Origin of the sequence: Nostoc sp. (genome assembly GCF_036917755.1) — a bacterium.
Taxonomy (GTDB): domain Bacteria; phylum Cyanobacteriota; class Cyanobacteriia; order Cyanobacteriales; family Nostocaceae; genus Nostoc.
On record NZ_JBALFC010000124.1, the window covers coordinates 1 to 6,810 of the forward strand.

Sequence of the window (6,810 nt, forward strand, 5' to 3'; positions counted from 1 at the left end):
TGCTGGTTAGAGAGTTGTGTATCAAGAAGTATCAAAAGACATAAGTGTTTTAGCGATCGCTCTTTGGAGAAAAACTTTTTGGTTTACTGATTACCCGTAGCTCTGTCGAACGGCTCAGGGCATCGCTCGTAACTCATAACTACTCAATTAAATTTCTCCATTCACCTGCATTTGATGAACTTGATCCGCTAGCTCTTGACGAGCCTGATCATCTAGTTTATCAATCGCTAACATCCCCATAAGAATAACTTCTTTCAGGGTTAAACGTGTCGAATGTGCCTGTTTTTGCACAATCTCCTTAATAATAGGACTCACACCAATCGCTGTACTAGCTCTAGCCACGGAATAAAAGGAAAACACTAATGATTCAGCCTAAATATTAGCACTTTAAATGAGGTTATTCTCTAGAGTTAAAACTTAATTTAAATGTGTTTCAACTCATACTTCAATGAGTAAACATAAAAATTACCTATATAGAAAACAACGGTTCTAAGTGCTGGGCATTGTCATATTTCTCGACAATTTAGATAAAACCCTCAATCATCGCATCAAACGTAAGAGTTTACTTTTGGATGAAAATAAATTTAACTTTTGTCATCCCAGCATAACCGGTATAGTGTCTAACAGGGCTATAGATGACTCCAGAGTTATCCTAAATCTGTTTGATTGCGGGTCTAATCTCTTTTTTGAGTAAGTTCTAAAATTCTCAGCATGGCAAATCTGATGCTTGCTCATTGAGGGAACAGCATCGTATGATATCAATATTCTCAACAGTTAAACTCTAGTCATGTCAGGTTAAAAACTGATGCATTTGCACCGCTCAATTTCAGATGAGAAATAAAAAGGTGTAGACGTGAAACGGCTTGTCGTCAGCCATTGCCTCTCGGTCTAGCAAACTCTGATGCGATCGCACAATTTACTGAAATCTGGAAACCTAAAATCAAATAGTTATTTCCTACATTAGCAACATCAAATGCAAACACCTCTGTCTGAGATACTCAAAAATCACTCAGTAATCGCCGAGTTTGCAAATACTTGCAATATTTGTGACAACTGAGTTATGAAAAGTCGTCGGCTGATGATAACAGTGCTTTCAGTAGAAATATTCTCAAAAATCAGATTTATATACCACCAAGTTAACCGTACTTTAAAGAGATCGTAAATTGTCAAATATAATATCGTGAACACGCTTTACAGAGCTACACAGTGTAAATAAGAATAATAACTTAACCAAAGTAAAATTTTCCTGAATACAGGCAACTAATCCTGTCATAGGGAAAAGCAGTGAGTAGAGGAGAGACAAATCGATGAAGGACCCTTATCTGTTGGCAGCAGGTTTGTTAACAGGATTGGCAATACCCGCATCGGCTCTTCCACATCTGTCGATTGTGCTGCCACAAAATTCTAGATTCCTGTGGGATTTAAAACAGGGTTCGCAGGCAATAGTCAGTACAAAAATTATCAAGAGCGTTGATCTCTCCTTACCAGAACTCAGCGGCCAAGTGTTGCAACCCCTAAAAAGTTCGCAGCCAACAGTGGGTGAGGAAAATATCAAGAGCGTTAATCTCTCCTTAGCAGAAACCAGCAGTCAGGAATTACCAGCGCCAACAGAGTCACTACTCAACTCCAGCGGCCAAGCAGCTAGTCTCTCACTGACATCCGGCAATCAACTTTACTACCAAAGATTGGCGGCTCTGAAAACAGGTCAGATTTATACACGCGTAGATAATGATAATTTGAAATCTTTGTGGGAGTCGATTAAGAAACGTCAACTAACTTATGACGACTGGAAAAGTTTACTAGCTTTAGAAGCTAGAGCGATCGCTCAAGGTCAAGGCGTAAATCATCTAAGTATCTTAGTTGGTGATTCTTTGAGTATGTGGTTTCCTAGAGAAAAACTGCCTGCTGGTAAGTTGTGGCTGAATCAAGGCATATCTGGAGATACTTCCAGTGGCGTTTTAAAAAGATTGGGGGCATTTTCGGCAACGCGGCCGAATGTGATTTACATCATGGCTGGAATTAACGACTTACGCAAAGGCGCTAGTGATGAAACAATTTTGCGTAATTATCGCCGAATTATCCGCCGCCTCCGGCAGACTCACCCACAAGCTGAAATCATTGTCGAATCAATTTTGCCTACTCGCCTACCAAAGGTTTCCAATAGCCGCATTCGTCACATCAACATCCAATTAACCGTGATTGCTAAACAAGAAGGTGCTAATTATTTAAATATCTATAGCTGGTTTACGGATATGGAAGGGAATATGCGCCCAGAGTTGACCACAGATGGGTTACACCTGTCTCAAGAGGGATATGATGTGTGGCGATCGGCACTACAGCAGATAGAATACAAGCTGACTCAGCGCCAGAATTAAGCGATCGCTCAATTCTGGCGCATTAACAATTCCAAATTCAAAATTGTTCGCGTAGCGTCTCGTAAAGAAAAGAGTTCCGTTGCAAAACTTAATTACGAACGCGAGTGCGTGCCGGAGGCTCTATTACGAATTACGAATTACGAATTATTTAAACGCCCAAGGCTTCCCGATTCAAAACCTGATTCAACTTACCACTGCGATAACCTTCCAAATCTAAGGTTACGTAGATAAATCCAAAATCTTGAAATGCCGAAACTAATGTTTGTAAATCTATAGTCAACACAAACTCTTTAATTTGTTCTGGTGGTAATTCAATGCGTGCTGTATCCCCTTCCGATCGCACGCGCAAATTCTGCCAACCTAGCTTTCGCAGAAAAATTTCTCCTCTACCGACTCGTTGCAACTTAGCGACAGTAATCTCTTCACCGTAAGGAAACCGGGAACTGAGGCAAGGTTGAGCGGGTTTATCCCACCAAGGTAAACCGAGTTGTTGCGAAAGTTGGCGAACTTCTAATTTTGTGACACCGACTTCTGCTAAAGGCGATCGCGCCCCTCTTTCTTTCGCCGCCTGAATTCCTGGGCGATAATCATGCAAATCATCGGCATTCACCCCATCCACTACATAGGGATAACCCAACTCTAAAGCTAAAGGTTTGAGAGTATCGTGCAACTCACTTTTGCAAAAATAACAGCGATTAACAGGGTTAGAGGTGTAATTGGGGTTTTCCATCTCGTGAGTCTGGACGATTTTATGAGGAATCCCAATAGTTGCAGCTTGAATTTTGGCGTCTTCTAATTCTTCTGGTAATAGCGAAGGAGAAACAGCAGTCACAGCCAAAGCGCGATCGCCCAACACATCAAAAGCAATTTTGGCAACCAAAGTGCTATCAACGCCCCCAGAGTAGGCAATCAACGCCTGCTCCATTTCTCTAAATAAGGCTCTTAATTGCTCAAATTTTTCTGTCAGCATCATTTCCCAATCCTGCCAAAACCTTATAGCACCCTGCAAATTCTATTGTAGTCATTAGTTACGGGGCATTGGGCATTGGGCATTGGTTATTAATTCTTCTCCCGCACTCCCTCACTCCCTAATCTCCCTCATCTCCCTCATCTCCCCCACTTCCCACTCCCCACTCCCCATCAACCTCAGTTGGCGCTTTGCTGTACTTGCCCACCAGACTTTTTAAAAGTGGTAAATCAATCGGTTTAGAAATATAGTCATTTACTCCAGATGCTAGACAAATTTCGCGATCGCCTTTCATCGCCATTGCTGTTTGAACAATTATCGGAATCGCCTCATATTGCCGATTTTCTCGCAGTTGTTGCACCAACTCAAGACCATTTCCATCTGCCAGGTAGACATCCATTAAAATCACCGCTGGGTCTAACTGTGTTAGAGCTTCCCACATCTCGGCAGCATTTTTGACCCAAGTCACCTGATACCCCAATTTATCCAGATAAATTTGCATCAAATGAGCGTTGGGTAAATCATTTTCTACCAGCAAAATATCTACACAGGAACTAGGGGTGAAAGGCAGAGAAGATGAGGAAAATTTTGCTTCCCCTACTCCCTCATCTCCTCCCACTTGGGCCTCTTGCTTAAAGGGAAGTATCAGGGTAAAACGGCAGCCGTGATCTACTTCCGATTCCACATTCACAGAACCACCGTGAATTTCGGCAAGTTTCCGAGTCAGTGCTAAACCCAAACCAGTACCTTCAATATCACCAGCTATAGCCTTGGCAATTTGGAAATAGGGTTGAAACAGTAAAGCTTGGTCTTCTTGGGAAATGCCAGTGCCAGTATCCCAAACTGTAAAATGCACAAATTCACCTTTGGGAGCAACCTGTAGACCAACACTTCCAATACTTGTAAACTTTAGGGCGTTGTGGAGTAAATTCCACAGCATTTGCTTGAGTCGTAAAGGGTCGGCTACTAGGGTTGTAATCTCAGGGTCAATTTCTAGGCGCAGTCTCAAACCCTTATTAGAGGCTTTCTCTTTCACCAGTGCCAAAACATTGCTACACACCAGTGGTACATCTACTGTTTCATACTGGACTTCTAGCTGGTTTGCTTCAACTTTAGAGAGATCCAAAATATCATTAATCAGAGCTAGCAAGTCCTTGCCGCAAGACTGAATGATATTTAAATACTCTTGCTGGCGTTCTTTAGTTGGTTTATACCCTGGGGCTAAAAGCAGGTAGGTAAACCCAATAATAGAACTAAGCGGTCTGCGAATTTCGTGACTTGTATTTGCTAAAAACTGATTTTTCAGTTGATTGGTATGCTCCAATTGTTGATTAGAGCTACTTAACTGTTGATACCGTTGCTGCCAAGATCGGATGTGTCTAAGTTGTAGCAAGGTTGTCGTACATTGCTTGGCAGACCTTGCCATCAATTGCGATCTGAATTGAGCTTGTGATTCGATCAGCGACTGGCGATCGCAGCTTCGGGGCACTGCGGCGATAATTAGCCAGCCCATGATACTGCCAGAATCATCAGCCAACCGCCAAGCGCTCGGTGGTTGTTGATTCTCAAGCTGTTGCAAATCTTCGACTTCTATAACCTCTTGTAATCTCAACAGCAGCTTTTTTTCTGCTGTCAGCACTTCTAGAAATAAAGGTTGTGAGTTTGCGGATGGAGAACGAGAAACATAGCAAACTGTGGCAACAGTTTCTTGTGGTTGAAACAGAGCGATCGCTACGGTAAAATCTATCTGCGCCAGATTACTGCTGTGAACAGCACTGTTAATCTCGTTAACCACAGTTTGGAAAACTTCCCCTTGTGCGGCTTCTGCCTGTGAGACAGTGTTACAAGCAGAAAGCAGGCAATCATTAAGGCTACTTTGCAACTGGTTCAAGCTGCTCTCCAACCACAGCTGTGTGCGAAGTTGCTCAATTGTTGTCAAAAGTTTTGGCGTTGCATCTATCTGTGAGTTCTGGTCTGGTAAGCTTGAATACTGCTGCATGGTCAATTAGACCGTTGAACAAGTTTAGCTTCACATAAAAATCCGAACAGGATTCTATGTATATTAGCGGACAACTCTTTATTTATTTATAAACCATGATTTTTATTTAGAAACCATAACTTATGTTGTTATCAACCATAACTTATGATGTCCAGTTTAGCCGCTAGACCATAAAAATTATTGTATGAATCACTGAACTAAAATTTTTTAAAGCAACTTAAGACTTATGGATACACAATTCGCCCAACTAATCATTAATGGGATTGCCGTAGGGAGCATTATTGCTCTAGCCGCAGTCGGACTTACTCTTACCTATGGAATTTTACGGCTATCTAACTTTGCTCATGGTGACTTTTTAACTTTAGGAGCCTATCTGACTTGGCTGATCAACTCTATTGGAGTGAATATTTGGCTGTCGATGATCCTGGCGGCGGCGGGAACAGTAGCAGCAATGCTGTTATCGGAAAAGTTACTGTGGTCAAGGATGCGCTCTATCCGTGCTACTTCCACTACGCTGATTATTATTTCTATCGGACTTGCATTATTTATTCGCAATGGGATTATTTTTATCTGGGGTGGCAAGAACCAAAATTATGATTTACCTGTTACCCCAGCTTTAGATATTTTGGGGTTAAAGGTGCCGCAAAATCAATTATTAGTGTTGGGGTTGGCGGTGCTAGCAATTTTGGCGCTGCATTACCTGCTGCAAAATACCAAAATTGGTAAGGCGATGCGAGCAGTTGCTGACGATCTGGACTTAGCCAGGGTTTCAGGTATCAATGTTGACCGAGTAATTTTCTGGACTTGGCTAATTGCTGGCACTCTTACGTCACTGGGCGGCAGTATGTATGGGTTGATTACAGCCGTGCGTCCGAATATGGGATGGTTTTTAATTTTACCATTATTTGCCTCAGTAATACTTGGTGGGATTGGCAATCCTTACGGTGCGATCGCGGCAGCTTTTATTATTGGCATCGTCCAAGAAATCAGCACCCCTTGGCTGGGTTCTCAGTATAAACAAGGTGTAGCACTGTTGATCATGATTTTGGTGCTGCTCATTCGTCCCAAAGGTTTATTCAAAGGGACGATTTGAGCAGCACCACTCCACTTCTAACTATTGAATAATGTGGAAATAGTAGGCTGCTACCAGTAAGTTGAGAGCCAACAAGAACAGTGCCCAGCCTGTGCGATAGGCGTAGGGAGGTTTAGCTCCACTATCGGCAACTGGGGAATTCTTAGCTTTAGCAGTCATAATCCAATTCTCCTAATGTCAAGACTTTTTAAGAAATACCAAACTGGCGTACCAAATACTCAAATTCTTTAAGAATATTTGTGTGAACTTGAGAATTGGGCATTGGGTATTGGGCATTGGGTATTGGGCATTGGGCATTGGGCATTGGGCATTGGGCATTGGGCATTGGGCATTGGGCATTGGGCATTGGGCATTGGGCATTGGGCATTGGGCATTG

The 6,810-nt window shown here is 42.4% G+C and carries 6 protein-coding genes and 1 pseudogene; 2 read left to right on the top strand and 5 right to left on the bottom strand.

Annotated elements, in window-relative coordinates:
- Positions 1-147 precede the first annotated feature (147 nt).
- On the bottom strand, positions 148-360 hold the full coding sequence (locus tag V7L05_RS27460; RefSeq protein WP_335097665.1) for a hypothetical protein: 213 nt from the start codon (positions 358-360) through the stop codon (positions 148-150).
- Between the two features lie 947 nt (positions 361-1,307).
- Between V7L05_RS27460 and V7L05_RS27465 the strand changes: the two genes are divergently transcribed.
- Positions 1,308-2,375 carry an SGNH/GDSL hydrolase family protein gene (locus V7L05_RS27465; protein ID WP_335168879.1) on the top strand — a complete coding sequence of 356 codons (1,068 nt, stop codon included), beginning with the start codon at positions 1,308-1,310 and terminating at the stop codon, positions 2,373-2,375.
- 148 nt (positions 2,376-2,523) lie between these two features.
- On the opposite strand, the gene larE is transcribed toward V7L05_RS27465, so the two are convergent.
- Both larE and hrmK read right to left on the bottom strand, forming a co-directional pair.
- Positions 2,524-3,348, bottom strand: a complete 825-nt coding sequence (larE, locus tag V7L05_RS27470) for an ATP-dependent sacrificial sulfur transferase LarE (protein ID WP_335168881.1) — start codon at positions 3,346-3,348, stop codon at positions 2,524-2,526.
- Between the two features lie 115 nt (positions 3,349-3,463).
- Positions 3,464-5,341 (bottom strand): hybrid histidine kinase/response regulator HrmK, encoded by a 1,878-nt coding sequence (hrmK, locus tag V7L05_RS27475; RefSeq protein WP_335168883.1) that lies wholly within the window; start codon positions 5,339-5,341, stop codon positions 3,464-3,466.
- Between the two features lie 226 nt (positions 5,342-5,567).
- Here hrmK and V7L05_RS27480 point away from each other — a divergent pair, with 226 nt between their 5' ends.
- Entirely contained in the window at positions 5,568-6,434 is an 867-nt protein-coding gene (locus tag V7L05_RS27480) for a branched-chain amino acid ABC transporter permease (protein WP_335168885.1), read from the top strand.
- A 21-nt stretch (positions 6,435-6,455) separates the two neighbouring features.
- On the opposite strand, the gene psaX is transcribed toward V7L05_RS27480, so the two are convergent.
- Both psaX and V7L05_RS27490 read right to left on the bottom strand, forming a co-directional pair.
- A complete protein-coding gene (gene psaX, locus V7L05_RS27485; RefSeq protein WP_335168886.1) occupies positions 6,456-6,593 on the bottom strand; it encodes a photosystem I protein PsaX in 138 nt (45 codons plus the stop codon).
- Between the two features lie 28 nt (positions 6,594-6,621).
- Positions 6,622-6,810 (bottom strand): annotated as a pseudogene (locus V7L05_RS27490) (hypothetical protein); the annotation flags it as partial.

What these genes read in the sequence shown, in the direction of transcription:
- psaX (WP_335168886.1), bottom strand. Translation starts at nt 6,593, where the DNA reads ATGACTGCTAAAGCTAAGAATTCCCCAGTTGCCGATAGTGGAGCTAAA.
- V7L05_RS27465 (WP_335168879.1), top strand. Translation starts at nt 1,308, where the DNA reads ATGAAGGACCCTTATCTGTTGGCAGCAGGTTTGTTAACAGGATTGGCA.
- hrmK (WP_335168883.1), bottom strand. Translation starts at nt 5,341, where the DNA reads ATGCAGCAGTATTCAAGCTTACCAGACCAGAACTCACAGATAGATGCA.
- larE (WP_335168881.1), bottom strand. Translation starts at nt 3,348, where the DNA reads ATGATGCTGACAGAAAAATTTGAGCAATTAAGAGCCTTATTTAGAGAA.
- V7L05_RS27480 (WP_335168885.1), top strand. Translation starts at nt 5,568, where the DNA reads ATGGATACACAATTCGCCCAACTAATCATTAATGGGATTGCCGTAGGG.